This window comes from Streptomyces sp. NBC_00341 (assembly GCF_041435055.1).
GTDB lineage: Bacteria > Actinomycetota > Actinomycetes > Streptomycetales > Streptomycetaceae > Streptomyces.
The window spans coordinates 6,602,258-6,627,192 of sequence record NZ_CP108002.1 but is presented as its reverse complement, the minus strand read 5'-3'; the positions used below and the strand labels follow the sequence as shown (position 1 = coordinate 6,627,192).

Annotated in this window: 20 protein-coding genes; 5 read left to right on the top strand and 15 right to left on the bottom strand. The window is 71.4% G+C overall.

Going from position 1 to position 24,935, the window contains the following annotated elements; all coding sequences use genetic code 11:
* Positions 1–35: 35 nt before the first annotated feature.
* The 3 genes from OG892_RS29940 to rimP all read right to left on the bottom strand — a co-directional run bounded on the left by OG892_RS29940 (position 36) and on the right by rimP (position 2,015).
* Positions 36–314: a YlxR family protein gene (locus OG892_RS29940; protein WP_073739166.1), complete on the bottom strand. Its 279-nt coding sequence runs from the start codon at positions 312–314 to the stop codon at positions 36–38.
* Positions 315–474: 160 nt separating this feature from the next.
* Positions 475–1,515 (bottom strand): transcription termination factor NusA, encoded by a 1,041-nt coding sequence (gene nusA / locus OG892_RS29935; RefSeq protein ID WP_073739165.1) that lies wholly within the window; start codon positions 1,513–1,515, stop codon positions 475–477.
* Positions 1,516–1,517: 2 nt separating this feature from the next.
* Positions 1,518–2,015 (bottom strand): ribosome maturation factor RimP, encoded by a 498-nt coding sequence (gene rimP, locus OG892_RS29930; RefSeq protein ID WP_327339297.1) that lies wholly within the window; start codon positions 2,013–2,015, stop codon positions 1,518–1,520.
* A 176-nt stretch (positions 2,016–2,191) separates the two neighbouring features.
* Between rimP and OG892_RS29925 the strand changes: the two genes are divergently transcribed.
* From OG892_RS29925 to OG892_RS29915, 3 genes are read left to right on the top strand one after another with little or no spacing between them, the layout of a single operon-like run.
* Positions 2,192–2,728 carry a hypothetical protein gene (locus OG892_RS29925; protein WP_073739163.1) on the top strand — a complete coding sequence of 179 codons (537 nt, stop codon included), beginning with the start codon at positions 2,192–2,194 and terminating at the stop codon, positions 2,726–2,728.
* Entirely contained in the window at positions 2,725–3,264 is a 540-nt protein-coding gene (locus tag OG892_RS29920; RefSeq protein ID WP_079193676.1) for a ferritin-like domain-containing protein, read from the top strand. The genes OG892_RS29925 and OG892_RS29920 overlap by 4 nt, the downstream gene beginning before the upstream one ends.
* Before the next feature lie 29 nt (positions 3,265–3,293).
* The gene (locus OG892_RS29915) at positions 3,294–4,226 is read left to right on the top strand and encodes an aminoglycoside phosphotransferase family protein (protein WP_328865237.1); all 933 of its coding nucleotides are present in this window, start codon (positions 3,294–3,296) and stop codon (positions 4,224–4,226) included.
* A 251-nt stretch (positions 4,227–4,477) separates the two neighbouring features.
* On the opposite strand, the gene OG892_RS29910 is transcribed toward OG892_RS29915, so the two are convergent.
* From OG892_RS29910 to OG892_RS29860, 11 genes are all read right to left on the bottom strand, one after another.
* Complete coding sequence (locus OG892_RS29910; protein ID WP_371630732.1) at positions 4,478–6,178, bottom strand: proline--tRNA ligase; 1,701 nt, start codon at positions 6,176–6,178, stop codon at positions 4,478–4,480.
* 72 nt (positions 6,179–6,250) lie between these two features.
* Positions 6,251–6,817: a GNAT family N-acetyltransferase gene (locus OG892_RS29905; protein WP_371630731.1), complete on the bottom strand. Its 567-nt coding sequence runs from the start codon at positions 6,815–6,817 to the stop codon at positions 6,251–6,253.
* Between the two features lie 74 nt (positions 6,818–6,891).
* Positions 6,892–7,737, bottom strand: a complete 846-nt coding sequence (locus OG892_RS29900; RefSeq protein WP_371630730.1) for a GNAT family N-acetyltransferase — start codon at positions 7,735–7,737, stop codon at positions 6,892–6,894.
* Between the two features lie 173 nt (positions 7,738–7,910).
* Positions 7,911–9,065 (bottom strand): flavodoxin-dependent (E)-4-hydroxy-3-methylbut-2-enyl-diphosphate synthase, encoded by a 1,155-nt coding sequence (gene ispG / locus OG892_RS29895; protein ID WP_328865239.1) that lies wholly within the window; start codon positions 9,063–9,065, stop codon positions 7,911–7,913.
* A gap of 185 nt (positions 9,066–9,250) precedes the next feature.
* Positions 9,251–10,561, bottom strand: a complete 1,311-nt coding sequence (locus tag OG892_RS29890) for an RIP metalloprotease (protein WP_073739157.1) — start codon at positions 10,559–10,561, stop codon at positions 9,251–9,253.
* The gene (dxr, locus tag OG892_RS29885; RefSeq protein ID WP_371630729.1) at positions 10,558–11,811 is read right to left on the bottom strand and encodes a 1-deoxy-D-xylulose-5-phosphate reductoisomerase; all 1,254 of its coding nucleotides are present in this window, start codon (positions 11,809–11,811) and stop codon (positions 10,558–10,560) included. The genes OG892_RS29890 and dxr overlap by 4 nt, the downstream gene beginning before the upstream one ends.
* 125 nt (positions 11,812–11,936) lie before the next feature.
* On the bottom strand, positions 11,937–12,431 hold the full coding sequence (locus tag OG892_RS29880; protein ID WP_073739194.1) for a nucleotidyltransferase domain-containing protein: 495 nt from the start codon (positions 12,429–12,431) through the stop codon (positions 11,937–11,939).
* Positions 12,432–12,628: 197 nt separating this feature from the next.
* On the bottom strand, positions 12,629–14,590 hold the full coding sequence (locus OG892_RS29875) for an acyl-CoA dehydrogenase family protein (RefSeq protein ID WP_328865240.1): 1,962 nt from the start codon (positions 14,588–14,590) through the stop codon (positions 12,629–12,631).
* Between the two features lie 218 nt (positions 14,591–14,808).
* Complete coding sequence (locus OG892_RS29870; protein ID WP_073739154.1) at positions 14,809–16,254, bottom strand: aldehyde dehydrogenase family protein; 1,446 nt, start codon at positions 16,252–16,254, stop codon at positions 14,809–14,811.
* Between the two features lie 135 nt (positions 16,255–16,389).
* Entirely contained in the window at positions 16,390–17,955 is a 1,566-nt protein-coding gene (locus tag OG892_RS29865) for a PucR family transcriptional regulator (RefSeq protein ID WP_371630728.1), read from the bottom strand.
* Between the two features lie 132 nt (positions 17,956–18,087).
* The gene (locus tag OG892_RS29860; RefSeq protein ID WP_371630727.1) at positions 18,088–20,520 is read right to left on the bottom strand and encodes an ATP/GTP-binding protein; all 2,433 of its coding nucleotides are present in this window, start codon (positions 20,518–20,520) and stop codon (positions 18,088–18,090) included.
* Positions 20,521–20,778: 258 nt separating this feature from the next.
* Here OG892_RS29860 and gabT point away from each other — a divergent pair, with 258 nt between their 5' ends.
* Entirely contained in the window at positions 20,779–22,119 is a 1,341-nt protein-coding gene (gene gabT / locus OG892_RS29855; RefSeq protein WP_073739151.1) for a 4-aminobutyrate--2-oxoglutarate transaminase, read from the top strand.
* 146 nt (positions 22,120–22,265) lie between these two features.
* Positions 22,266–23,081, top strand: coding sequence for a phosphatase PAP2 family protein (locus OG892_RS29850; RefSeq protein WP_371630726.1), 816 nt, complete (start codon positions 22,266–22,268; stop codon positions 23,079–23,081).
* Here OG892_RS29850 and OG892_RS29845 read toward each other — a convergent pair.
* Positions 23,032–24,861 carry a chitinase gene (locus tag OG892_RS29845; protein ID WP_371630725.1) on the bottom strand — a complete coding sequence of 610 codons (1,830 nt, stop codon included), beginning with the start codon at positions 24,859–24,861 and terminating at the stop codon, positions 23,032–23,034. The genes OG892_RS29850 and OG892_RS29845 overlap by 50 nt on opposite strands.
* Positions 24,862–24,935: the final 74 nt, after the last annotated feature.

Below are 24,935 nucleotides of genomic sequence, written 5' to 3'. Positions count from 1 at the left end.
CCGCACGGGGACCCGTGCCGTTCAATTTCCTGTTCCTACGGTGTCGCCCGTTCGACGAACCGCTGTACCGCTGCGGGGTCGAACGGCCCCTTGGCCTTGAAGGCCCGGGGGAATGCCCGGCGGCGGACCGCCAGGTCGAGACAGACAGATGCGGGGTGCACATATGCACCCCGGCCGGGCAGCGTACCGCGAGGGTCGGGGACGCAGGCGCCTCCGTCCGCCACGATGCGCAGCAGCTCGCTCTTGGCCGCTCGCTCCCGGCAACCCACACAGGTTCGCTCAGGGCAAGCGCGGGCGTGCGTCCGGCCAGACACGTTTAAGTCTACCTCCCCGTACCGACCTCACCTGTTTGGGGCAACGATCGAACGGATGTTGTCGTGATCTCAGCGGGATGTCGACGAGATCTATTCCTTGGTGACCCGCTCCGAGCCGGGCCGCGGCGGGCTTCTCCGCGCCCCGGCCCGTCGTCGAGGATCAGTTGCGCTCGGCGCGCTCCCGGGCCCGCTCGGCCCGCTCGCGGTCGGCCACATCGCGCTCGGCGTCGGTCTCGGTGTCCGGGCGGATGTCGATGCGCCAGCCGGTGAGGCGGGCGGCGAGACGGGCGTTCTGCCCCTCCTTGCCGATCGCCAGCGACAGCTGGTAGTCGGGCACGGTGACCCGGGCGGAGCGTGCGCCGAGGTCCACGACCTCGACCTCGCTGACCCGGGCGGGCGACAGCGCGTTGGCGACCATCTCGGCCGGGTCGTCCGACCAGTCCACGATGTCGATCTTCTCACCGAGCAGCTCGGCCATGACATTGCGCACCCGGCCGCCCATCGGGCCGATGCAGGCGCCCTTGGCGTTGAGTCCGGAGCGGGTGGAGCGGACCGCGATCTTGGTGCGGTGGCCGGCCTCGCGGGCGATCGCGCAGATCTCGACGGAACCGTCCGCGATCTCCGGGACCTCCAGCGCGAAGAGCTTCTTCACCAGGTTGGGGTGGGTCCGCGACAGCGTCACCGACGGGCCGCGCACGCCCTTGGCCACTCGTACGACATAGGTGCGCAGCCGCAGTCCGTGGGTGTACTCCTCGCCGGGCACCTGCTCCTGCACCGGCAGGATGGCCTCCAGCTTGCCGATGTCGACCAGGACGTTCTTCGGGTCCTTGCCCTGCTGGACGACGCCGGTGACGACATCGCCCTCGTGGCCCGCGTACTCACCGAACGTGCGGTCGTCCTCGGCGTCGCGCAGCCGCTGCAGGATGACCTGCTTGGCGGTGGTCGCGGCGATCCGGCCGAAGCCCGACGGGGTGTCGTCGAACTCCTTGGGCTCCTGGCCCTCCTCCAGATCGGCCGGGTCCTCCTTGGCCCACACCGTCACGTGGCCGCGCTCGTCCAGCTCCACGCGCGCCCTGCGGTGGCTGCCGTCCGTGCGGTGGTACGCGATGAGGAGGGCCGACTCGATCGCCTCGACGAGCACGTCGAACGGGATCTCCTTGTCCTGCGCCAAGCCCTTCAGAAGCTTCACATCGATGTCCACGGCTACGCCTCCTCTTCCTTCTTGTCCTTGCGGTTGAATTCCAGCTCCACGCGCGCCTTGGCGATCTCGTCGAAGGAGATCCGGCGGGACGTGGGCTTGCGGCCTTTGACGCCCGGTACCTCGAGATCGAGGCCCTCTTCGTCGACCGCGAGAATGCGGGCCACCAGCTCGCCGCCCTCGTTCAGGGTCAGCCTGGCCAGGCGGCCGGTGTTGCGTACGTAGTGGCGGTGCTCCGTCAGCGGGCGGTCGGCACCGGGAGAACTGACCTCCAGGACGTACTCTTCCTCGCCCATCGCGTCGGTCTCGTCGAGCTTCTCGGAGATCGCGCGGCTCAGATCCGCGCAGGTGTCGAGCTCCACGCCCTCTTCGGAGTCCACGATGATCCGCAGCACCCGGCGGCGGCCGGCCCGGGACACTTCGATCTCTTCCAGATCCAGCTGCTCGGCGCTGACGAGCGGTTCTACCAGCCCGCGCAGCCTCTCGCTCTGGGTGGTGCTCATCCGGGTGACTCCTCGGCCGCGTGTGCTGTTGTGGGGATCGTCGTGTGTCTGGTGAAAGGGTATCCGGTCCCGAGGGGTGTTGCCGTCCGCCGGCCCCCCGAGCGCGGGTACGCTCGCCTGCGGTGATCACTTCCGGACACATCCGGTCAAGACAGGTCCAGCTCGAAGGAGAACACGTGCGGCGCACGGGGACGACGCGCAGGGGCGCGCTCACCGCGACGGGAGCGATCGCCATGGGGGCGGTGCTGGCCGGCTGCGGGGACGGTGCGGACGACGGGGGCGGCGGCCGGAAGGGTTCCGCGCACGCCGGCGCCCGGACCGCCTCCGACACCGCGGTACAGGCGGAAACGTCGCTGCGGAAGAAGGCCGCCGGTGTGTCCACCTCCCTGCTGGGGCAGTACGAGAACGTGCTCGCCGCCCATCCGGCGACCTCGGCCGGGCTCACCCCGCTGCGCGACGCCGTACGTGCCCACGTCACGGCCCTCGCCCCGGCCGGCAAGGCCTCGCTCGAATTCGTCCGGACCCGGCCCGCCGGCAGCCCCCCGGAGGCCGTCAAGGCACTGGCGGCCGCCGAGCGCCGGGCCGCGGCCTCGTACACGGAGGCCCTCATGGAGGCGCCCCCGGAGCTGGCACGGCTGCTCGCCTCCGTCGCGGCGGCCGCCTCCGCGCACTCCTATCTGTTGACCGGACTGGCCAAGGAGACGAAGGCGTGAGCGACGAGGACGAGCGCGAGGCCACCCTCAAGGCCGCCCAGGCGGCACTGGCCGCGGAACACGCCGCGGTGTACGGCTACGGGGTGGCGGGCGGCCGGGTCGCCGCGGTCCGCCGCCCCGAGGCCACCGCCGCGCACCACGCCCACCGGGCCCGCCGCGACGCGCTGGTGCGCACGGTGCGCGGGCTGGGCGGTGAACCGGTGGCGGCGGACCCCGCGTACGCTCTGCCGTTCGCGGTGCCGGACCCGGCTGCGGCGGTGCGGCTCGCCGCCGTGCTGGAGGACCGGGTGGCGGACGTCTACTCCGACCTCGTCCGGGCTGCCGAGGGGCCGCTGCGGCGGGAGGCCGCGGACGGGCTGCGGGAGGCCGCGGTGCGCGCGGTGCGCTGGCGGGGCAGCGGCGTACCCTTTCCCGGGCTCGTCGAGCGGGCCGCCGACGGTTCCCGCAAGGACGGTGCCGGGGAGAAGGACGCGGCGACGGGCGCCGACGCGAAGACCGGGTCGGACGCGAAGGGCCGGACCGGCACGACGCGCTGAAGCAGGCTCTGAAAGGGAACACAGCACGTATGGGTTTTGAACCGCCGCAGCGTCTGGTGCGAGCGCTCGGCGAGTCGTACGGGGATACGGCCGCCGGGGAATGGCTCGCGGGGCTTCCCGCACTGACCGGCCAGGCGCTGGACCGGGCAGGGCTGGAGCTGTCCGTGGACCGGGTCGCCGCCCCGGGCGGGCGCAGCAGCCTGGTCCTGCTGGTGCGGGGCGGTGACGGCGCCCCGGCGGCGCTGAAGATCTCTCCGTCGGGGGCCGCGCCCGAGCTCGAAAGGGCGGCGCTGGCGCACTGGAACGGCTGGGGCGCGGTCCAGCTGGTCGCACCGGGCGAGGAGCTGCTCCCCGGGGACCCCGGCGCCGGCGCCCTGCTGCTGGAGAGGCTGCACCCCGAGGTGTCGCTGCGTTCGCTGCCCGAGGCGAAGGCCCTGCTGGAGGCGGCGGGCACGGTACGGCGACTGTGGGTCGAACCGCCCGCCGGGCACGCCTTCGAGACGGTCGCGGAGCGGACCGCGCGGCGGACCGCTCCGATGCGGGCCGCCGCGGAGGCGGAGCCGGACCTCGAACCGCTGGTCTCCGCGGCCCTGGCGGCGCGCGGCGAACTGGTCGCCGACTCCCCGGAGACCCTGCTGCTCCACGGCAACTTCCGGCAGAGCAAGGTGCTCTCGGGCGAGCGCGCGCCTTGGCTGACGGTCGGACCGGAGCCGCTGGTGGGTGAGCGGGCCTACGACCTGGCACGGCTGGTGCGGGACCGGGTGGAGGATCTGATCGCCTCGCCCGGCGGCGCGATGACGGCCCGGCGCAGGATCAAGCGGCTGGCGGAGTCGCTGGACGTGGACCGCGAGCGGCTGCACGGCTGGACGCTGTTCCGTGCGGTGGAGTCGGGCACCCGGGCGCTGGCCGCCGGCCGCACCGGGGAGGGCGAGGTCACGCTGGAGTTCGCGGGCTGGCTGTAGCGGCGAGCCCTTCGGGGCCGGGTCTTCGTGTTCCGGCTGCCCCGGTCCGGGGCGGAGGGTTCCGTCCTCAATCGCCGGACGGGCTTGATTCCGGTGCGGGGCCCGGTGAGGCCCCGCACCCCCACTCACGCGCATGGTGCACCCCGCAGGGGACCCGACGGCCCCCGTCCAAGCCCGTCCGGCGATTGAGGACGGAACCCCGCACCGGGGCCGGGCAACCCACACGGGGCCCGGCCCCGCAAGGGGTCCCCTCAGCCCTGTTCGGTGAGGCGGGCGATCGCCTCGTCCACGGTGAGCTCCTCGCGCTCGCCCGTGCGGCGGTCCTTCAGCTCCAGGACGCCTTCGGCCGAGCGGCGGCCGGCGACCAGGATCTTCGGGACGCCGATCAGCTCGGAGTCGGTGAACTTCACGCCGGGCGAGATGCCCGGGCGGTCGTCCACCAGGACCCGCAGACCGGCCGCGTTCAGCTTCTCGGAGACGTCGAGAGCCAGCTCGGTCTGGAGCGCCTTGCCCGCGGCGACGACGTGCACATCGGCCGGGGCGATCTCGCGGGGCCAGCACAGGCCCTTGTCGTCGGCGGTCTGCTCGGCGAGGGCGGCCACCGCGCGGGAGACGCCGATGCCGTACGAGCCCATCGTGACGCGGACGGGCTTGCCCTGCTGGCCGAGGACGTCGAGGGAGAAGATGTCGGCGTACTTGCGGCCCAGCTGGAAGATGTGGCCGATCTCGATGGCGCGGTCCACCTGGAGGCCGGTGCCGCAGTTGGGGCAGGGGTCGCCCGCCTCGACGACGACGACGTCGAGGTAGTCGTCGACCTCGAAGTCGCGGCCCGCGACGACGTTCCGCGCGTGCTTGCCCTCCTTGTTGGCGCCGGTGATCCACGCGGTGCCGGAGGCGATGCGCGGGTCGGCGATGTAGCGGACCTTCTCCAGGCCCTGCGGTCCGACGTAGCCGCGCACCAGGTCGGGGCGGCCGACGAAGTCCTCCGCGGTGACGAGCTCGACGACGGCGGGCGCCAGGTGCTCACCGAGCTTGCCGAGGTCGACCTCGCGGTCGCCGGGCACGCCCACGGCGACGATCTCGCCATCGACCTTGACCAGGAGGTTCTTCAGGGTGGCGGAGGCCTGGACGCCGAGGTGGGCGGCGAGGGTCTCGATGGTCGGGGTGTCGGGGGTGTCCAGCTCCTCGACGGCGCCGGTCGCCGAGCCGTCGACCGGGGTGGCGTTGAACGTCACGGCCTCGGTGTTGGCGGCGTAGTCGCAGCTGGGGCAGTCGACGAAGGTGTCCTCGCCGGCCGGGGCGGGCGCGAGGAACTCCTCGGAGGCGGAGCCGCCCATGGCGCCGGAGACGGCGGAGACGATGCGGTGGTCGAGGCCGAGCCGCTCGAAGATCCGGATGTAGGCGCCGCGGTGCAGCTGGTACGCCTCGGCCAGACCCTCGTCCGTGGTGTCGAAGGAGTACGAGTCCTTCATCTGGAACTCGCGGCCGCGCAGCACGCCGGCGCGGGGGCGGGCCTCGTCGCGGTACTTGGTCTGGATCTGGTAGAGGATCACCGGCAGGTCCTTGTAGGACGAGCACATGTCCTTGACGACCTGGGTGAAGATCTCCTCGTGGGTGGGGCCGAGGAGGTAGTCGGCGCCCTTGCGGTCCTTGAGGCGGAAGAGCAGGTCGCCGTACTCGTCGTAGCGGCCGCTCGCCTCGTACGCCTCCTTGGGGAGCAGTGCGGGGAGCAGCACCTCCTGGCCGCCGATGGCGTCCATCTCCTCGCGGACGACGCGGCTGACGTTTTCGAGGACCTTCTTGCCGAGCGGCAGCCAGGACCAGATGCCGGCGGCGGTGCGACGTACGTATCCGGCCCGGACGAGCAGCTTGTGGTTGAGCGTCTCGGCGTCCGCCGGGTCGTCGCGCAGTGTCTTGATCATCAATCGGGACATGCGCTGGACCTGGGCCATGGTGAACTCCTGCTCGCAAGGGTGATGGCCCCGAGGTTAGCCGGGCGGCCCGCGCTGGCGGAAATCGATTCGTCAGCGGCGGCGCAGTGGAAGCGGTGCTCCCATGACCGCGTACGGCTTGGGAGCGCTGGGGAAGAGCACCTGCCGGGCCAGGTCCTGGTAGCCGAGTGAGCGGTACAGACCGCGGGCCGGGCTCTCCGTGTCGATCGCGGAGAGGATGGAGCGGGGCTGGTCGACGGCGTCGGTGACGGTGGTGATCAGGGCGCGGCCGAGCCCCCGGTTCTGGAACTCCGGGTGGACGTGGAGTTCGGTGATCACGAAGGAGTCGTCGAGCCAGTGCGCGGAGCCGGTGGCGCGCAGATAGGGCTCGACGACGGTGGACCACCAGTGGCCGCGCTCGTTCGGCATTCCGTAGACGAAGCCGGCGAGCCGGTCGTCGGGGGTCAGGGCGCCGAGCGCGCGGGCGTGGGGGTGGTCGAGGTGTCTGAGGACGATGTGGCGGCGTACTTCGATCTCGTCGGGGCCGAGGCCGAAGGCGACGGCCTGGACGGCGAGCGCCTCGTCCACGCGTGCGGCGAGATCGATCGGTGCGATCCGGACGCTGGGTGTGTGGGGGCCGCCCCCGGAAGCTGCTGCCATGGACAGACCCTACTGTCCGTCGCGGCGGGCGGGGTACGGACCGGTGCGGGACGGGTGCCGTGCGGGCGGCCGGGTCAGAACAGCACGCTCATGAACGCGCCGACCTCGCGGAAGCCGATCCGGCTGTACGACTTGCGCGCGGGGGTGTTGTAGTCGTTGACGTACAGGCTGACGATCGGCGCGACCTCGGTCAGCGCGTGGCGCAGGACGGCCGCCATACCGGTCTCCGAGTAGCCGCGGCCACGGAATTCGGGGGCCACCCAGACCCCCTGGATCTGGCAGGCCTGCGGAGTGGTGGCACCGATCTCGGCCTTGAAGACGACCTTGCCGTCCTCGATCCGGGCGAAGGAGCGGCCGGCGGCGATGAGCTCCGCGACGCGGGCCTGGTAGAGGAGTCCGCCGTCGCCGGCGAGCGGGGAGATGCCGACCTCCTCGGTGAACATGGCGATGCAGGCCGGCATCAGGATGTCCATCTCGTCCTTGCGGACGCGGCGGACCAGCCGGTCGGGCGCCACCTCGGCGGAGGGGCTGTCCGCAACCATGAGCGGCTGGTTGGCCCGGACCTCGCGGGCGGGGCCCCAGCCCGGTTCGAGCAGCCGCCACAGCTGTGCGGTGGGCTCGGCGGGGCCGACGATCGAGGAGCAGCGGCGGCCTGCCCTGCGGGCCCGGTCCGCGAAGGCCCTGACGGCTTCGGGTCCGGCACAGATGGGCACGAGGTTGGCCCCGGAGTAGCAGAGGGAGCGCAGCCGCCCGTTCGCGTACCAGCCCCACATCTCGCCGCCGAGGCGCCATGGGTCGAGGCCCGCGATCTGGACCCGGGAGGTCACGAAGGCGTTGGCTACGGGTTCGCTCTCCAGCACCGCGAGGGCGGCGCCGAGGTCGCTGGGTTCGAGGACCCGAGTGGTGGTCTGCGTCAACACGAGGGGGCCTCACCATGCGGTCTGCTGATTTCCGCACTGTACCGAAAGAGCCCGTGGGGCGCCGCTCGTGGCCGTGAACGGCTTCTGCGGAAGGCGGTGAGCCTGCTCACGCGCAACGCCCCGCGGAGGTTCTCCGGCGGGGCGCTGCAACGGTTTTCATGAGGTCGGCGGGGTCAGCTGATGGAGACCTCGGGCTCGCCGGAGGCGATGCCGTCCTTCTCCATCTGTTCGGCGATCTTGAGGGCTTCCTCGATGAGGGTCTCGACGATCTTCGACTCGGGCACCGTCTTGATGATCTCGCCCTTGACGAAGATCTGACCCTTGCCGTTGCCGGAGGCGACGCCGAGGTCGGCCTCGCGGGCCTCGCCGGGGCCGTTGACGACGCAGCCCATCACGGCGACCCGCAGCGGCACCTCCATGCCCTCCAGACCAGCGGTGACCTGGTCCGCGAGCTTGTACACGTCCACCTGGGCGCGACCGCACGACGGGCAGGACACGATCTCCAGCCGGCGCTGCTTCAGGTTCAGCGACTCCAGGATCTGGAGCCCGACCTTGACCTCCTCCGCGGGCGGCGCGGACAGCGAGACGCGGATCGTGTCACCGATGCCCTCGCTCAGCAGCGCGCCGAAGGCCACGGCGGACTTGATGGTGCCCTGGAACGCCGGTCCGGCCTCCGTGACGCCGAGGTGGAGCGGGTAGTCGCTCTGCGCGGCGAGCTGGCGGTAGGCGTTGACCATCACGACCGGGTCGTTGTGCTTGACCGAGATCTTGATGTCGCGGAAGCCGTGCTCCTCGAAGAGGGACGCCTCCCACAGGGCCGACTCGACCAGTGCCTCGGGGGTCGCCTTGCCGTACTTCTTCAGGAGCCGTGCGTCCAGCGAGCCGGCGTTCACGCCGATCCGGATCGGGGTCCCGGCGTCCTTGGCGGCCCGCGCGATCTCCTTCACCTTGTCGTCGAACTGCTTGATGTTGCCGGGGTTCACCCGTACCGCCGCGCAGCCCGCGTCGATCGCCGCGAACACGTACTTCGGCTGGAAGTGGATGTCCGCGATGACCGGGATCTGCGACTTCGACGCGATCGTCTTGAGCGCGTCCGCGTCGTCCTGGGTCGGGCACGCCACCCGCACGATCTGACAGCCGGAGGCCGTCAGCTCCGCGATCTGCTGCAGTGTCGCGCCGATGTCGGACGTGCGTGTCGTCGTCATCGACTGCACGGAGACCGGCGCGTCCCCGCCGACCGCCACCGACCCGACCTGGATCTTGCGGCTGACCCGCCGTACGGCGAGCTGGGTCGGAACGGTAGGCATTCCGAGAGAAATCGCAGTCATGCGCTGAGCATCCCCAAGGTTTGGATCAACGTCCCGAGATCGGCGGGCTCCGACCTTCGAGGTTACGGCACCGAGGACAACCTGAGGCACACGGCGTCCGGCGTCCGCACAAAATGTGGGCCACCGGACGCATCACGCGCATCCGCCGTCACTCGGGATACATCGGGTGCGTCCCGTCGCACCGGTCAGGTGATCTTGACCGGATTGACGACGTCGGCCACCAGCACGAGCAGCGTGAAGCAGATGAACACCCCGGCGACCACGTAGGCGACGGGCATCAGCTTGGCGACGTCGAAGGGGCCAGGGTCGGGCCGCTTGAAGACGCGCGCCGCGTTCCGGCGCAGCGCCTCCCACAGGGCTCCCGCGATGTGACCGCCGTCCAGCGGCAGCAGCGGCAGCATGTTGAAGAGGAACAGCGAGAGGTTGAAGCCGGCCAGCAGGAACAGCATCATCGCGATCTGGTTCTGCGCCGGGACGTCCAGCGTCATCACCTCTCCGCCGATCCTGGCCGCGCCGACGACGCCCACCGGGGAGTCGTCCGCGCGCTCGCCGCCGTCGAAGGCCGCGTTCCAGAGTGCGGGGATCTTGGACGGCAGGGCGATGATCGAGTCGACGCCGTTCTCGAACATGTCGCCCATGCGGACGACCGAGTCGCCGAAGGAGAGCGGGATGATCTCCGTCTGCGCGGCGAATCCGAGGTAGCCGGCGGAGACGAACTTGCCGGGGATCACCTCGCCGTCGGAGTCCTTCTTCGCCACCGCGTTCTTCTTGAGCACGGCGTGCAGGGTCTGCTCCCGGCCGTCCCGCTGGACCGTGATGGTGGCGGGGCCGATCGTGTCGCGGATCTTGTCGGAGAGCACGGACCACGTGTCGATCGGCCGGCCGTTGAACGCGACGATCTTGTCGCCCTCCCGGAGCCCGGCCGCCTGGGCGGGCGAGACCGGGTCGGTCGACTTGCAGGTCTCGCGCTTCTCGCTCTGGGAGATCACGCACTTCTGGACGCCGGCGACCTCGGTCGTCTGGGTCTGGAAACCGAAGGTCATGGCCACGCCGAGGAAGATCGCGACGGCCAGGACCAGGTTCATGAACGGTCCGGCGAACATCACGATCACGCGCTTCCACGGCTTGCGCGTGTAGAAGAGGCGCTTCTCGTCGCCCGGCTCCAGCTCCTCGAAGGCGGCCGATCTGGCGTCCTCGATCATGCCGCGCCACGGTGACGTGGAGCGTGCCTCGATCCGGCCGTCGGGCCCCGGCGGGAACATCCCGATCATGCGGATGTAGCCGCCCGCAGGGATGGCCTTGAACCCGTACTCCGTGTCGCCCTTCTTGCGGGACCAGACCGTCGGGCCGAAGCCGACCATGTACTGGGGTACCCGGATGCCGAAGAGCTTCGCGGTCGAGAGGTGTCCCAGCTCGTGCCAGGCGATGGAGAAGAGCAGCCCGACGACGAAGACGGCGATACCCAGAACGGTCAACAGGACCGACGTCATACTCATGCGCGCGCCTCCGCTGCGGCCTCGGCCGAGAGTTCCCGGGCCCGGGTCCGCGCCCAGGCCTCCGCTTCAAGGACGTCCGCGACGGTGAGGGAAGTTCCCGTCGGGGGCGTTCCGTGTTCGGCCACCACCGCGGTGACGGTGTCCATGATGCCGTTGAACGGGAGGCGTCCGGACAGGAACGCGTCCACGCACTCCTCGTTGGCCGCGTTGAACACGGCCGGTGCGGTGCCGCCCAGGGTGCCCACGTGCCGGGCGAGGCCGACGGACGGGAACGCCTCGGTGTCCAGCGGGAAGAACTCCCAGGACGAGGCCTTCGACCAGTCGAAGGCGGGGGCGGCGTCGGGCACGCGGTGCGGCCAGCCGAGGCCGATGGCGATCGGTCCGCCCATGTCGGGCGGGGTGGCCTGGGCGAGGGTCGAGCCGTCGGTGAACTCCACCATGGAGTGGACGTAGGACTGGGGGTGGACCACGACCTCGATCCGGTCGAAGGGGATGTCGTAGAGGAGGTGCGCCTCGATGACCTCGAGCCCCTTGTTGACCAGGGTCGCGGAGTTGATCGTGATGACCGGGCCCATGGCCCAGGTCGGGTGCGCGAGCGCCTGCTCCCTCGTGACGTCGGCCAGCTCGCTCCTGGTGCGGCCGCGGAACGGGCCGCCGGACGCGGTGACGACGAGCTTGCGCACGTCGTCGCGCTTCCCGGCGGCCAGCGCCTGGAAGAGGGCGGCGTGCTCGGAGTCGACCGGGATGATCTGGCCCGGCGCGGCCAGTGCCTTGACCAGCGGACCGCCGACGATCAGCGACTCCTTGTTGGCGAGGGCCAGGGTGCGGCCCGCCCGGAGCGCGGCCAGCGTGGGCGCCAGTCCGATCGAGCCGGTGATCCCGTTGAGCACGGTGTGGCAGTCACTGGCGGCCAGTTCGGTGGCCGCGTCCGGACCGGCGAGGATCTCCGGGAGCTGTTGCGCGGTTCCGTACTCCTGCCGCAGCGCCTCGCGCAGGGCGGGGACCGCTTCGGGGGCGGCGACCGCGACCGTGCGCACCCGCAGGCGGCGGGCCTGTGCGGCGAGGAGGGCGACCCGGCCGCCCGCCGCTGACAGCGCGGTGACACGGAAGCGGTCGGGATTGCGCAGCACCAGGTCGATGGCCTGGGTGCCGATGGACCCGGTGGAGCCGAGGATGACGAGATCCCGGCGGCCTTCCACGGCGTCGAAGACGAGGTGCGGGTCTGCTAGGGGGGCAGGGCTGTCGCTCATGCCCCCCATTGTTGCCGCATCCGCCGGGTGCGTGGACACGGCTTCCCTCACGCCGTGGCCGACTCTCTCCATCCACCGGCTCCCGTCGTCCGTCGCGCTCCGGTCGTGCCGGGTGCCGGCGGCTCTCAGAAATGCGTGGTCACGCCGAACTCGGCGCGCAGCCGGGCCATGTCGTGGAGGTCGGCCGGGCCGGGTTCGTACCCCTGGTGGAACTCGATCTGCTGCTGGACAGAAATGCAGCGCACCCGCGTCCCGCCGATGGTGCCGGTGACGAAGCACTCAGCCGGGTAGCGGAAGGGCTCCTGCGGGTCGAGCGACGACTGGAGCGCCGAGCCGTCGGGGGCGAACCGCAGCGGGTGCAGGTCGATCTCGGGCCCGGAGGGGTGGCTGAGGACGAACCGGGCCGGGCGCCAGTCGAGCGTCTGCGCGTAGCCGACGGCCGTCAGGGCGGCGAGGAGGGCGGGTTCCTGTTCCTCGCGGTGCAGCAGGTCGAGGTCCCGGTGGCCGCGGGTCTCGGCGCCGATCAGGGCGTCGATCCCCCAGCCGCCGGCGATCACCACATCAGCACCGGCCTCACGCAGCACCGACAGGACGGACAGCACGTCGGCGGCGGTCATCATGGCCGGGAGCCTATCCGCGTCCGCCCGTCGGTTCACGCCCTATTTTCGATGCCGGTGGCCGAGGCCGGTGAGCCCCTGCGCGAAGCCTTCGGTGTCGTCCGGGCGGCGCGGACGTACGAGGGTGCTGGTGCCGTTCGCGGCGGCGGCCGGGCGCGTCCAGTGGGTGGACGCGCCCGGCCGCACCGGGTGTCAGCGGCTCAGCGGATGGGCCGGTGCACGTTGTCCCGGGTGGAGGGGCCGGGGGTGGCGTCGGCGATCCACGGGCCTTCGCCGCTCGGGTCGATGATGCCCTCCTCCAGCCAGGTGTACGTGCCCGACAGGACGCCCTCGACGACGCGCCGGTCCAGGTCGTCGGTGTTGGACCAGAGCCGGGTGAAGAGTTCCTCGACCCGGACGCGGGACTGGTGGCAGAAGGCGTCGGCGAGCTGGTAGGCCTCGCGGCCGTGCTCGTCGCCGGTGCGCAGGAGTTCGGCCCGGACGCAGGCGGCGCTCATCGCGAAGAGTTCCGCGCCGATGTCGACGATCCGGCCGAGGAAGCCCTGTTTGGTCTCCATCCGGCCCTGCCAGCGCGACATGGCGTAGAAGGTGGAGCGGGCCAGCTTGCGCGAGGAGCGTTCGACGTAGCGCAGGTGGCCGGACAGGTCGGCGTGGCCGGCCGGGTTGAACTCGGCGTAGGTGCCGGGGAGCTGGCCGGGTCCGGCGACGAGCTTGGGCAGCCAGCGGGCGTAGAAGCCGGCGGCGTTGGCGCCCGCCTTCGCCTTGGCGGAGAGCGGCTTGTCGGGGTCGATGATGTCCCCGGCGACCTTCAGGTGGGCGTCGACCGCCTCGCGGGCGATCAGCAGATGCATGATCTCCGTCGAGCCCTCGAAGATCCGGTTGATGCGCATGTCCCGGAGCATCTGCTCGGCGGGGACGGCCCGTTCGCCGCGGGCGGCGAGGGAATCCGCCGTCTCGAAGCCGCGGCCGCCGCGGATCTGGACGAGCTCGTCGGCCATCAGGCAGCCCATCTCGGAGCCCAGCAGCTTGGCGAGCGCGGCTTCGATCCGGATGTCGTTGCGGTTCTCGTCGGCCATCTGGGAAGCGAGGTCGACGACCGCTTCGAGGGCGAAGGTGGTCGCGGCGATGAAGGAGATCTTCGAGCCGACCGCCTCGTGCCGGGCGACCGGCCTGCCCCACTGCTCGCGGACCGCCGACCACTCGCGGGCGATCTTCAGGCACCACTTCCCGGAGCCGACGCACATCGCGGGCAGCGAGAGGCGTCCGGTGTTCAGCGTGGTGAGCGCGATCTTGAGCCCGGCGCCCTCCGGCCCGATGCGGTTCGCGGCGGGGACGCGCACTTGGTGGAAGCGGGTGACGCCGTTCTCCAGGCCGCGCAGGCCCATGAAGGCGTTGCGGTTCTCCACGGTGATGCCCGGGGAGTCCGCCTCGACCACGAAGGCGGTGATGCCGCCCTTGTGGCCCTCGGACTTCGGTACCCGGGCCATGACGACGAGGAGGTCCGCGACGACCCCGTTGGTCGTCCACAGCTTCACCCCGTCGAGCACGTAGTCGGAGCCGTCCGGTACGGCGGAGGTGGCGAGCCGGGCCGGGTCGGAGCCGACGTCCGGTTCGGTCAGCAGGAACGCCGAGATGTCGGTACGGGCCAGCCGGGGCAGGAAGGTGTCCTTCTGCTCCTGGCTGCCGAAGGTCTTCAGCGGCTGGGGCACGCCGATGGACTGGTGGGCGGAGAGCAGGGCGCCGATCGCCGGGCTGGCGGAGCCGACCAGGGCGAGGGCCTTGTTGTAATACACCTGGGTCAGGCCCAGGCCGCCGTACTTCACGTCGATCTTCATGCCCAGCGCGCCGAGTTCCTTGAGGCCGTTGACCACCTCGTCGGGGATCTTGGCCTCGCGCTCGATCAGGGCGCCGTCGACCCTGCTGTCGCAGAACTCGCGCAGCCGGGCGAGGAACTCCTCGCCGCGCCGGACGTCCTCGCCGGCCGGCAGCGGATGCGGATGGATCAGGTCCAGGCGGAAGCGGCCCAGGAAGAGTTCCTTGGCGAAACTGGGCTTTTGCCAGTCCCGTTCACGCGCGTCCTCGGCCACCTGGCGCGCCTCGCGCTCGGAGACCTTGGGGGTGTGCGGTTGCGCGGAGGGCCGTTGTGCGGATGGTGCGGACATGAGGAGCTCACCTCGCCGCTTCGTCGGGGGTCTTCTGCTCGTCTACTGGCTCTACTCGTCCGTATGTACCCGATGGGGGCCGGTGCCACCATCGTCGGGACGCCGATCGGGTCGCCCGCCACTCAAGTGCCCCGGCCCGCTCGCGGAAAACCGGAACGGCCGGAGCCCCCGCACAGTGGGCTCCGGCCGTTCGGTCGCGGCCCCTGCGGGCCGCGCGGTTACAGGGCGAGGCCGGTGAGGACCAGGACCCGCTCGTAGGTGTAGTCGTCCATCGCGTACCGGACGCCCTCGCGGCCGGTGCCGGACTGCTTGGTGCCGCCGTACGGCATCTGGTCCGCGCGGTACGAGGGGACGTCGCCGATGATCACGCCGCCGACCTCCAGCGCGCGGTGGGCGCGGAATGCGGTCTGCAGGTCGTGGGTGAAGACGCCTGCCTGGAGGCCGTACTGGGAGGCGTTGACGGAGGCGAAGGCCTCGGCCTCGCCGTCCACCTTCTGTACCGAGAGCACCGGTCCGAAGACCTCCTCGCAGGAGAGGCTGACGCCGTCGGGGAGCTCTGTGAGGACGGTCGGCGCGTAGGTCGCTCCGTCGCGCTTCCCGCCGGTGAGCAGCTTGCCGCCGGCCTGTACGGCCTCGTCGACCCAGGACTCGACGCGCTTGGCCGCGTCCTCGTTGACCAGCGGGCCGACGTCGGTGGCGGCGTCGGACGGGTCGCCGGTGACCTGGGCCTCCACGGCCGCGACGATCTTCGGGAGCAGCCGGTCGTAGACGGCGGCGTCCGCGATGACGCGCTGTACGGAGATGCAGGACTGGCCGCCCTGGTAGTTGGAGAAGGTCGCGATGCGGGTCGCGGCCCAGTCCAGGTCGGCCTCGGAGGCGTAGTCACCGAGGACGACCGCCGCGCCGTTGCCGCCGAGCTCCAGGGTGCAGTGCTTGCGCGGCACCGAGTCCATGATCGAGTAGCCGACCTGGGCGGAGCCGGTGAACGAGATCACGGGCAGCCGCTCGTCCTGGACGAGGGCGGGCATCCGGTCGTTGGGGACCGTGAGCACGGACCAGGAACCGGCCGGCAGCTCTGTCTCGGCCAGCAGTTCGCCCAGGATCAGCGACGAGATCGGGGTGGCCGGGGCGGGCTTCAGGATGATCGGGGCGCCGACGGCGATGGCCGGGGCGACCTTGTGGGCGCTGAGGTTCAGCGGGAAGTTGAACGGTGCGATGCCCAGGACCGTGCCGCGCGGGAAGCGCCGGGTGAGGCCGAGCCGGCCGGTGCCGCCGGCGTCGGTGTCCAGGCGCTGGGCCTCGCCGCCGTTGAAGCGGCGGGCCTCCTCGGAGGCGAACCGGAACACCGAGACGGCCCGGCCGACCTCGCCGCGCGCCCACTTCACGGGCTTGCCGTTCTCGGCGGAGATCAGCTGGGCGATCTCCTCCGTGCGCTCGGTGAGACGGCGGGCGACGTGGTCGAGCGCGGCGGCGCGGACGTGGGCCGGGGTGGCGGCGAACTCCTCGCGCACGGCGTGGGCGGCGGCGACCGCCTCCTCCACCTGGGCCTCGGTGGGCACGGCGACGGTGCCGACGAGGCGGCCGTCCCAGGGGTTGGTGACGTCGAAGCTTTCCTCGCCGGTGGCCTCGCGGCCGGCCAGCCAGAAGGCGTGGGTGGAGGTCATGGAGGTTCCGGCCCTTCGATGTCGTGGGGTGTTTCCGTCCCCCACCGTAGGGGCGTGCCGTCCGCCTGGCGTTTGTCCGGCGTGGAGCAGAGGCGCTCCGGGGTGCGCCGGTTTGTCGCAGGTGAACCGGTGCTTCTACGGCGTCGTCGGCGGGTTGGTGACCTTGAGGGCCAGCCAGAGCTCCATCCGGCTGTCCGGATCGTCCAGCGAACGGCCGAGGATCTCCTCCACCCGCCGCATCCGGTAGCGCAGGGTGTGCCGGTGCACCCCCAGGTCGGCCGCGGCGGCGTCCCACTGGCCGTGGTGGGAGAGCCAGGCCCGCAGCGAGGCGACCAGATCGCCGCGGCCCTTGGTGTCGTGTTCGTACAGGGCGCGGAGCATGGCGTCCGCGAAGGCGCGCACCGCGTCGTCGGCGAGCAGCGGGAGCACGGAGCCGGTCGCCAGCTCCTCGTGCTCGACCAGCGCCCTGCCCCGCCGGCGGGCCACGGAGAGGGCCTGCTCGGCCTGCTTGTACGCGGCAGAGACGGCGATCGGGCCCGCGGGGGCGGAGAGGCCGACGACGACGTGGCTGTCGTCCGCCGGTTCGTGCGCCGGGCGTTGTTCCTGGGTCTCGGCGTAGGCCGTGCAGGCGGCGACCGCGGCGCCGCCGTCGGCGGCCAGGACGACGAGGCGCTCCCCCTCGGGCACCATCAGCACGGTCTCGCCGGACCGTGAGGCCGCGGTCTCCATCGCCTCGGCCAGCTGCGCCGTGGTCGAGGATTCGGGCGCCTCCGCGATGAGCAGCCGGAACGGCGCGTCGAGCAGCCCGCCGTAGAGGTCTCCGGCGACGGCGCGCGCGTGGTCGGGCTGGCCGGCGAGGAGCATGCGCAGCACCGCGGCGCCGAGTCGCTGTTCGGCGCCCTGGAGCGAGCGGGAGCGGGCGGTGATGAGGGTGAGCAGGGCGACCGCCGAGTGCACGGCGTACCGTTCCGCGGTGCCGAGGGCGGCCCCGGTGCCGACGGCGAGCGCGCCGCGGGCCCGGCGTCCGGTGCCCAGGGACTGGAGCTCGACCCGGTCGTCGCTGCCGCCGACGACCACGCTGGCGGGGGCCGGGCGGTCCCGCAGGCGTTCCACGTCGGGGGTGAGCCGGGCGGCGCGGCGGGCGGCCCAGTCGGGGGCGGCTGCCACGACGGCCCCGGAGGCGTCGTACAGCGCGGCCCAGCCGTCGACGTGGGCGGCGAGCCGGGTGAGGAGTTCGCCGGGGCCGTCCCCGGCGAGCGCCGCCCTGGTGAGTTCGCGCTGCGCATCGAAGCCGGCGGTGACGGCCCGGTACTGGTCGGCGGCGATCTCCGAGGAGACGGCCTTGGCGATGGCGATGAACGGGGTGCGGCGGGGCACTTCGAGGAGCGGCAGCCCCGCCTCCTCCGCGGCCTCGATCAGTGCCCCCGGCACCTCGTCGTAGTTGACGCCGACGGCGAAGCCCACGCCGACGACCCCGGATCCGGCCAGCCGTCGCACGTAGCGCCGCATGCCCTCCGGGCTCGCCGCGTCGAGGTTGGTCGCGGTGACCAGCAGCAGCTCGCCGCCCTCCATGTAGCGGACGGGGTCGGCCAGCTCACTGGCGTGCGCCCAGCGCACGGGCGTGTCGAGCCGGTCCGCCCCCGCACGGACCGTGAGTTTGAGCGCCGAGTGCTGGACGAGCGAGGCGAGCGTGGGCGGCATGGGACGGGCGACCTTTGGGAGGGGGCGTCGATTGCGCCGTCGCGTATGAACGGCTGCCATCGATTCTGCCAGGGCGGCAGGGTTCCCGTAACCGCTGCCAGCCCTCCTGTACCCCTACTCCCGCGTAGCCCGTCAGCCTCCCAGCTGTACCAGGACCGGGGGTGCGTGCTCGCCGTCGACGGTGGTGAGGGAGAGAACCGCGTGACCGGCCGGCAGTTCGTAGGCCAGCTGTGACGCCGACCAGCGCTCCCGTTCCACTTGTCGCACGGTGACTGCGTCGGTGGTGACAGCGTTGCCTGTGGCCAGCTTCCGCAGTGTGTGCAGAGCACGGGTGACCGGCTGGTCCGCGAAAACGGTGTGCTTGGCCACTTCCCGGACCGTGACCCATTCCTTGCCCCAGGCTTCCGAGAACCGTTTTCCGTCCCAGGTGGTGACGCCGGAGAAGATCATCCCGCACCCCATTGCACCGAGCAGTGCGGAATGCAGCCCTTCGGGGACGTCGTCCACGGTTCGCAGTGCCAGCACCGCACCGGCATTGACGGATCTGAGATGCCGCAGACCCCTGACAGTTCCGGGAGTGATAGTGCCGGTCGCGTCGTCGAGCACCAGACAGGCGAAGCGCGAGCGCTCCGTTCGCGCTGCGGCGATCGAGTTGAACTGCGCGAGAATCAGACGGGTCAGGACCCTCGACGCACCGGCGTGCACGCGTTCCGGAAGATCGATCCGAACCCTGACCGGGTGCTGTTCGAGCGAGCGGAGAGTAAAGGGCCGGGCGTCAGCACCGGTGGCGAAGAACCCCGCGAAAGCGGGCCGGTCGAGCAGGCCGATCCGCTCGGCGAGGACCGTGGCCGGGTCCCCGCTGCTGCCCGTGTGACGCACTCGGGCATCCAACTCACGCAACATGGCGTGGTGTCCGCCCTCCTCCAGAGCCTGTCGCAGCCCGGCGAGGGCCGACTCGCTCCCCGCGAGGAGTTCACGGAGCTCCGGGACGGACGGGAAATGGCCATGGACGGTGCGATAGGGACCGAGCAACTGGCCGAGCACGAGAGCCGCGCGTCGGCTGTCCAGGTCCGGAACGTCTCCGACCAGCCCTTCCGCGAGAGTGGCCGCGGCCTCGTCGGGATCGGTCGTACTGCCGTAGAGATCGAAATCGTGCAGGGACGAGGGGTCACCGACCTTCACGACGACATCGAACGCCTCGTCCGGACCGAGTGAGGCACCCGCCGCGCCCACGGCGAGTACGGCGGTCTTGCCCGCGAGCGCCTGGAGCGCCAGCGTCTCGACGACCGGCCGCACCAGCCGGGTGGTCTTGCCCGCGCCGGACGGCCCGACCGCCAGGAGGGACGTCCCCAGAACCGAGGGTTCCAGAGCAACGCCTGACCCTCGGCGGGGATACGGGTTGCGCTCGTTGTCCACGCAGAAACCGATGCGGACCTGATCGGTCAACAGGTCGTGACGGGCCGACCGTAGTGGCAGGTCTCGGCTCCCCGAAGGGTGAAGGAAAGCATCCGGCCCTTTGCGTACGGTCTCTGCGGTAAAAGCGGCGATGCGATCGGGGCTGAAACGCGCCCGCTCCCACGCCTGGCCCAACCGCGCGCAGTCGACGTCGTTCATGCGTTCGGCCCGGACTGCCCCGGTAAGGACCTCCGCCGCTTCGGGGAGCCCCGCGGCACGCAGTTCGGGCCAGCGCGCCAAGTCTTCGAGGACGGGCTCGGCCGGGGGACGCACCCGTGCGTCCGCCCGGCGTTGCCGGACTCCCCCGACAGCGGCGTGCCACCCGCCGGTACGGGCGAAGGGCCACACCACCACGGCGGCGACCAGCGCATAGACGCCGTAGGCGACCAGAGTCACGATGAACGCACTGCCGTCGGCCCGCAGAAGACTTCTCGGAAGCGCCAGGAAGACGACCTCCAAGAGGGGCACGCTGCCGTTCCAGACGATCCACAGAGCGATAACCGCGCCCAGCCCCGTTGCCGTCAGCCTCGCGCGCGCGAGGTTCTCCCCTGCGTAGTGGCGAAAGAACCCCGCCCAGCTTCCGAGCTTCGCCGCCCACAGCACGAGCAGGAGAGCCACGGCCTGGATATAGAGGGTCTGCAGAGCGTAGGCGATGTTCGGTGCAACACCCGGCCGAAGCTGGCTGCCCGCCGTGTACCACTCCTGCGGCGTGAAGTACCGGAACGGAACGGTGAGATAGGGAATGCGGTACTCCGTGATTTGTGCCACAGCAAGCACCGCGAGCACCAGGGTGAGCACTCGCCCCAGCGGAGACTGCCGAGGAGGCTTCTCGGCGGGCCGCGGCGCGTACGCGTACCGCCAGACCCCCGGGCCCACGACAGGGCGGGCTGTGTTCAGCCACTCAGCGATCGACGGCCCGCCCCTAGGCGCACCAGTCGGCGCCGAGGGCGTCGGCACCGCAGGCGGAAACACCGGCGGGGCCATCGGCGGTGGGCCCGGCGGTCGCGCGGGAGGCGGTCCCGCCGGGTGCGGCACGGAGCCTGCGGGGCGGCCGTCGGGCGGCTGCGCACCCCGCGTGCCCCGGGCGCCGTGCGTGCCTTCGTTGTCCATGAACCATTGCCCCCTGACCAGCCAGGTCCGACCCCTGCACGGTCAATCTAGTGCGCGGACACGGGGAGTTCAGCAACGCGCCCGGATAGTGACGGAGCGGGGGCCGCCGCGCGCCCCGTACCGCCTTCTGTCCGTCGCGGACAAGGACACGCCTGCCACCACTCCCGATCGGAGCATGCCCGCGCCCCGTCCCCGCCCCTAGCCTGCAGAAACAGAAGCGTCCGAGACACAACGTCCGAAGCACCCCAGGAGCCCCGCATGACCGCAATTCCGCAGGAGCGCCGCGTCGTCACCGCCATTCCCGGCCCGAAGTCGGTGGAGCTGCAGGCCCGCCGGCTCGCGGCGGTCGCCGCGGGGGTGGGCTCCACCCTGCCGGTGTTCACCGCCCGTGCCGGTGGCGGGATCATCGAGGACGTGGACGGCAACCGGCTGATCGACTTCGGCTCCGGTATCGCCGTGACGTCGGTCGGCGCCTCCGCGGAGGCCGTGGTGCGGCGGGCGTCCGCGCAGCTCGCGGACTTCACCCACACCTGTTTCATGGTCACGCCGTACGAGGGGTACGTCGAGGTCTGCGAGCAGCTCGCCGAGCTGACGCCGGGCGACCACGCGAAGAAGTCCGCGCTGTTCAACTCGGGCGCGGAGGCCGTCGAGAACGCGGTGAAGATCGCCCGTGCGTACACCAAGCGCACCGCCGTCGTCGTCTTCGACCACGGCTACCACGGCCGGACCAACCTCACCATGGGCATGACGGCGAAGAACATGCCGTACAAGCAGGGCTTCGGCCCGTTCGCGCCCGAGGTCTACCGCGTCCCGGTCGCGTACGGCTACCGCTGGCCGACCGGCGCCGAGAACGCCGGTGCAGAGGCGTCCGCGCAGGCCATCGACGAGATCACCAAGCAGATCGGCGCGGACAACGTCGCCGCGATCGTCATCGAGCCGGTGCTCGGCGAGGGCGGCTTCATCGAGCCGGCCAAGGGCTTCCTCCCGGCGATCGCGCGGTTCGCCAAGGACAACGGCATCGTCTTCGTCGCGGACGAGATCCAGTCCGGCTTCTGCCGCACCGGCCAGTGGTTCGCCTGCGAGGACGAGGGCATCGTCCCCGACCTGATCACCACCGCCAAGGGCATCGCGGGCGGCCTGCCGCTCTCCGCCGTGACCGGCCGCGCCGAGATCATGGACGCGGCGCACGCGGGCGGACTCGGCGGCACGTACGGCGGTAACCCGGTCGCGTGCGCCGGTGCGCTCGGCGCGATCGAGACGATGCGCGAGCTGGACCTGAACGGGAAGGCCAGGCGCATCGAGGAGGTCATGAAGGGCCGCCTCGCCGAGATGCGGGCGAAGCTGCCGAACGGCGACATCATCGGTGACATCCGGGGCCGCGGCGCGATGATCGCGATCGAGCTGGTGAAGTCCGGCACGAAGGACCCGAACCCGGAGGCGGCCGCCGGGCTCGCCAAGGCCTGCCACTCCGAGGGTGTGCTGGTGCTCACCTGTGGCACGTACGGCAACGTCCTGCGCTTCCTGCCGCCGCTGGTGATCGGGGAGGACCTGCTGACCGAGGGCCTCGACGTCATCGAGCAGGCGTTCGCCGGAGTCTGACCCGTGCGGGCCCCGGGGCGGCGCGGTGTTTCCTCCGGGGATGCCCGGCGCCCTGGTGCGGGCCTGTGAAGAAGGTGTGCGGGGGCGATGGCGGGATAACGTTCCCGCTGTCGGACCCCCCACCGCCTGACGTACGGTTTGCGCAGATGAGAGAAACACCCCGCCCGCAGGGGACTGCCGGCGACACCGGGTCGGAGCTCCCCCAGCACCGTCCTGGTTGTGCCTTCGCGCACACCACTGGAGCCTCGGGCTCCGGAACTCCTCACCGATCGGATGGCCGCTCGCCCCACACCCCCCGGGGCGCGCGGCACACCGGTCCGACCGTCCGTCCCGGAACAACCCCCCCTGTTCCGGGACGGACGGCTCTTCTCTTTTCCGTGGTCTCGGGCCTGCTGGCCCTGTTCGCGCTCACCACCTGGCAGATCGCGGCCGACGGCCCGCTGCGGAGCCTCGACGAGCGCACCGGACGGGCCCTCGTCGGACACGGCCCACGGTGGCTCACCGAATTCCTCGCCGATCTCGGCAACACGCAGGTCGCGCTCCCGGTGCTGGGCTGCGCGCTCGTCTGGTCACTGGTGCGCGGTGAGCGCCGCGCCCCGGTCACCGCGGCGCTCACGATGGCCGCGGTGCCGCTGCTCGTCGTCCCGCTCAAGGACTGGATCGCCCGCCCCGGACCGCTGACCGACGCCACCGGCTACTACCCCTCCGGCCACGCGGCGACCGCGGCGGCGGCGTACGGGGCGGCGGCGCTGCTGCTCGCGCCGTACCTGCGGCGCTCATGGATGATGCCCGTCGCCGCCGTCCTGCTGACGGCGGCGACGGGCATCGGTCTGGTGCTGCGCGGCTATCACTGGCCGCTGGACGTGCTGGGCAGCTGGTTCCTGTGCGGGCTGCTGCTGATCCCGCTGTCGCTCAGCCGCCGAAGTAGGCGTCGAAGTTCTTCGAGAACTCCCAGTTGTTGAAGCGGTCCCAGTTGATCGACCAGGTCATCAGTCCGCGCAGTCCGGACCAGGTGCCGTGGGTGGCGTACGAGCCGCAGTCCGTCTTCTTCGTCAGGCAGTTCAGCGCCTTGGTGACCTCGGCGGGCGAGGTGTGGCCGTTGCCCGCCTGGGTGGAGGCCGGCAGTCCGATCGAGACCTGGTCGGGACGCAGGCCCGGGAAGACCTTGGTCTGGTCGCCCGCCACCGGGAAGCCGGCCAGCAGCATGTCGGTCATCGCGATGTGGAAGTCGGCGCCGCCCATCGAGTGGTACTGGTTGTCCAGGCCCATGATGGAGCCCGAGTTGTAGTCCTGGACGTGCAGCAGGGTGAGGTCGTCGCGCAGGGCGTGGATCACCGGGAGGTAGGCGCCGGCGCGCGGGTCCTGGCCGCCCCAGGGGCCGGAGCCGTAGTACTGGTAGCCGAGCTGCACGAAGAACGTCTCGGGGGCCATGGTGAGGACGAACTTCTCGCCGTACTTGGCCTTGAGCGTCTTCACCGCGGAGATCAGGTTGACGATGACCGGTGTGGTGGGGCTGCGGAAGTCGGTGTCGCCGGTGTTCAGCGAGAGCGAGTGGCCCTCGAAGTCGATGTCGAGTCCGTCCAGGCCGTACTCGTCGATGATCTTGCTGACCGAGGAGACGAAGGTGTCACGGGCGGCGGTGGTGGCGAGCTGCACCTGTCCGTTCTGGCCGCCGATGGAGATCAGCACCTTCTTGCCGGCGGCCTGCTTGGCCTTGATGGCCGCCTTGAACTCGTCCGCCGACTCGACGTTCGGGCACTCGGCCACCGGGCAGAGCGAGAAGCGGATGTCGCCGGAGGTGACGGAGGTGGGTTCGCCGAAGGCCAGGTCGATGACGTCCCAGGAGTCGGGCACGTCCGCCATCCGGGTGTAGCCGGAGCCGTTGGCGAAGCTGGAGTGCAGATAGCCGACGAGGGCGTGGGCCGGCAGCGCGGCACCGCCCTCTCCCCCGCTGCCGCCGGTCTTGGTGGTGGCGGGCACCGCGGCGGATTTGGCGGACTCCCCCGCCGCGTTGGTGGCGGTGACCTGGAAGCTGTACGCGGTCGAGGCGGCGAGGCCGGTCACGGTCGCGGAGGTCCCGGTGGTGGAGAGGACCTTCATGCCACCCCGGTAGACGTTGTAGCCGGTGGCGCCGGAGGCGGCCGTCCACGACAGCGGGACGGAGGACGCGGTGGCGGTGCCGGCCTTGAGGCCCGCCGGTACCGCCGGGAGGGCGACCGGGTCGCCGCCGGGGCCGACGAGGCTGAGGTCGTCGGCGTAGTAGGCGGGGGTGCCGTACCAGCCGTGCGTGTACACCTTGACCGAGGTGGTGGACGCACCGGTCTTGAACGTGGTGGTGAGCTTCTGCCAGGCCCCGGCGGACTGCGTCCAGGTGGACACGTCCGTCGTGCCGGTGCCCTCCGCGCCCAGGTAGACGTAGCTGCCCTGCACCCAGGTGCTCAGCGTGTACGTGGAGTCGGGCTTGACCGTGACGGACTGGGAGCACTTGGCGTAGTCGCTGCCGGCCGGGGTCGCCTTCAGCGCCGAGGTGCCGCCGTGCACCGGGGTGCTGACGACGGCTCCGCTGCCGCCCGTACAGCTCCAGCCGTCCAGACCGGCCTCGAAGGTTCCGTTGCGGGCCAGATCGGCGTCGGCAGCGGCGGCGCTCGGCGCGGAGGCGGCCAGGCCGCCCGCTGCCAGCAGGGCGGCCGTGAAGGCGGCCAGCAGTCCGGTAATGCGGGCAGGGGGTCCCGTACGTTCCACAACGGCCTCCGTGCAGGGGGGAATTGGGTGGCCACAACATGGTCCAGACCAATCCGGTTGTCAAGACCTCTGGC

What these genes read in the sequence shown, in the direction of transcription:
- rimP (WP_327339297.1), bottom strand. Translation starts at nt 2,015, where the DNA reads ATGAGCACCACCCAGAGCGAGAGGCTGCGCGGGCTGGTAGAACCGCTC.
- OG892_RS29915 (WP_328865237.1), top strand. Translation starts at nt 3,294, where the DNA reads ATGGGTTTTGAACCGCCGCAGCGTCTGGTGCGAGCGCTCGGCGAGTCG.
- OG892_RS29910 (WP_371630732.1), bottom strand. Translation starts at nt 6,178, where the DNA reads ATGGCCCAGGTCCAGCGCATGTCCCGATTGATGATCAAGACACTGCGC.
- OG892_RS29905 (WP_371630731.1), bottom strand. Translation starts at nt 6,817, where the DNA reads ATGGCAGCAGCTTCCGGGGGCGGCCCCCACACACCCAGCGTCCGGATC.
- ispG (WP_328865239.1), bottom strand. Translation starts at nt 9,065, where the DNA reads ATGACTGCGATTTCTCTCGGAATGCCTACCGTTCCGACCCAGCTCGCC.
- OG892_RS29890 (WP_073739157.1), bottom strand. Translation starts at nt 10,561, where the DNA reads ATGAGTATGACGTCGGTCCTGTTGACCGTTCTGGGTATCGCCGTCTTC.
- dxr (WP_371630729.1), bottom strand. Translation starts at nt 11,811, where the DNA reads ATGAGCGACAGCCCTGCCCCCCTAGCAGACCCGCACCTCGTCTTCGAC.
- OG892_RS29880 (WP_073739194.1), bottom strand. Translation starts at nt 12,431, where the DNA reads ATGATGACCGCCGCCGACGTGCTGTCCGTCCTGTCGGTGCTGCGTGAG.
- OG892_RS29875 (WP_328865240.1), bottom strand. Translation starts at nt 14,590, where the DNA reads ATGTCCGCACCATCCGCACAACGGCCCTCCGCGCAACCGCACACCCCC.
- OG892_RS29870 (WP_073739154.1), bottom strand. Translation starts at nt 16,254, where the DNA reads ATGACCTCCACCCACGCCTTCTGGCTGGCCGGCCGCGAGGCCACCGGC.
- OG892_RS29865 (WP_371630728.1), bottom strand. Translation starts at nt 17,955, where the DNA reads ATGCCGCCCACGCTCGCCTCGCTCGTCCAGCACTCGGCGCTCAAACTC.
- OG892_RS29860 (WP_371630727.1), bottom strand. Translation starts at nt 20,520, where the DNA reads ATGGACAACGAAGGCACGCACGGCGCCCGGGGCACGCGGGGTGCGCAG.
- gabT (WP_073739151.1), top strand. Translation starts at nt 20,779, where the DNA reads ATGACCGCAATTCCGCAGGAGCGCCGCGTCGTCACCGCCATTCCCGGC.
- OG892_RS29850 (WP_371630726.1), top strand. Translation starts at nt 22,266, where the DNA reads ATGAGAGAAACACCCCGCCCGCAGGGGACTGCCGGCGACACCGGGTCG.